Origin of the sequence: Sphaerospermopsis reniformis, from assembly GCF_005402885.1 — a bacterium.
In the GTDB taxonomy this organism is placed as follows: Bacteria; Cyanobacteriota; Cyanobacteriia; order Cyanobacteriales; family Nostocaceae; genus Sphaerospermopsis; species Sphaerospermopsis kisseleviana.
Map to the genome: position 1 here is coordinate 1 of NZ_BJCE01000459.1, position 1,775 is coordinate 1,775.

General features: G+C 37.3%; 2 protein-coding genes. Both read left to right on the forward strand.

The genetic code is table 11. From position 1 onward, the window contains the following. Positions 1-98: 98 nt before the first annotated feature. Positions 99-398 (forward strand): hypothetical protein, encoded by a 300-nt coding sequence (locus FFR48_RS29155; RefSeq protein WP_201277704.1) that lies wholly within the window; start codon positions 99-101, stop codon positions 396-398. A gap of 778 nt (positions 399-1,176) precedes the next feature. Continuing rightward, a complete protein-coding gene (locus tag FFR48_RS27670) occupies positions 1,177-1,413 on the forward strand; it encodes a DUF4327 family protein (protein WP_096568309.1) in 237 nt (78 codons plus the stop codon). Positions 1,414-1,775 lie beyond the last annotated feature (362 nt).

The following is a 1,775-nucleotide window of genomic DNA, read 5'->3' on the forward strand; positions in this document are numbered from 1 at the left end:
TATGGCTACTGAAAACTAAAGAATAGCATAAAGTGACGAAGTGTGTTAGAAATACTTATAGTACATAGCTACACAATCGACTGATGTACTAAATCGGAGTGCTAATATATATATTACGAGAAATCATATCAGAAGGCAAGAAGAAGACAACAGAAGGCAGAAGGCAGGAAACAGTAAGCAGAAAGCAGAAGGCAGAAGGCAGAAGGCAGGAGGCAGAAGGCAGGAGGCAGAAAGCAGGAGGCAGGAGGCAGAAGGCAGAAGGCAGGAGGCAGGAGGCAGAAGGCAGGAGGCAGGAGGCAGAAGGCAGAAGGCAGAAGGCAGGAGGTGAAACATCCTTGCGGCTTGGGTTTTGCTTGTTCCGTTTGTACCTCATGGATGTGCAATCTGCTGTATGTTGATGTAATTAAAAATAAGAAACTTAAAAATACTTATTAAAAATACTTAATGGAATGATATGATGAGTTGTTGGTTAATTAAATTTTGTATCACTGATTACGAAGAGTCACAAATAGAAAGCAGCACAGTTTAAAAATGTTTAAAAAATGTTTAAAAAATGTTTAAAAAATTGTTAACAAATGCTGGCTATAAAATTTAGTGGTGTAACTTAGCCATTGTGATCAGATTTCAAATTTTTAGATGTTGGATTGGCAATAGCCTGATGGATCTAAATTTTGCAAATCTATTGGTCGCACCTGTATGGTATAATGTATAAAAAAGGACAAACTATAACCAATTTCCGGTACAAGATACCAGATATATTTTTTGGTAAAAATCCATGACGGTGTAGCTAGAAAAGGCTTTACAAGGGCTAAAAGTGATTATTGGGAATCTCAATAATAATTTTTTGATACATAATATTAGAAAATACGAGATTAAATTGTAACCATAGGTATATAGATATTAAAGTGTAAACCTGTTAATAGTAGCTGCAAGGCATTACCAATCAGCCAAATTCTAAATATTGGGATGCACAATTGGAAATGGAGTTAATATTAATGTTGTGCTTCCTTGACAAACTTAACATTTCTTTAGATAATTTATAGGTGTATAGCGTCAAAATGATAATAGTTCCGTATAGCAAACTACAAAACCTAGCCAAAGGTCTAAATTATTGCCATTTTCTTTCCTGATGAAAATTGGGAATACTATCTAAATGTAAATTTGTGAGTAAAAACAATGAGTGTGAATACGGTGCCTTCTATCAATTACTACTCTCTCGACGTAATCCAGGACGAAGCACGCCAACTGGTGCAGAAGGGAATGGTGAGCCGTCAACAGCCAATATATACACTCTGCCAATACATCCCTGCTAGAGAGTGGGTTTGTGTTGAATATGAATTGGAGAAGTGTGACTTTTTATTGCGCGATCGCATTGGGGATTTAATTGGTCGTGAAGAATGGGAAAACGACTAATTAGAATCAAAGGTTGGTTTTAAATCGGGTGTTGATTTTTGATGTGTGGATCTAACAGGAAATATTTCCCTGTCCATCATCTATTCTCAACTATGAACACAGAACAATTAAAGTCTGAATTTATACTACTTTTCCAGTGAGCGATATTGACGATGGACTGAGCCTCCCCATCGTGATTTTGAATAAGTAGTCATTATTTTATTTATACTTGTCCAGAGTTCATGACTTTGGGCAAGTATATTTTTTGTCATGAGTCAGGAGTCAGGAGTCAGGAGTCAGGAGTCAGGAGTCAGGAGTCAGGAGTCAGGAGTCAGGAGTCAGGAGTCAGGAGTCAGGAGTCAGGAGATCAAGGAGTCAGGAGT

Coding starts and splice junctions, on each gene's coding strand:
- FFR48_RS27670 (WP_096568309.1), top strand. CDS start 1,177: ATGAGTGTGAATACGGTGCCTTCTATCAATTACTACTCTCTCGACGTA.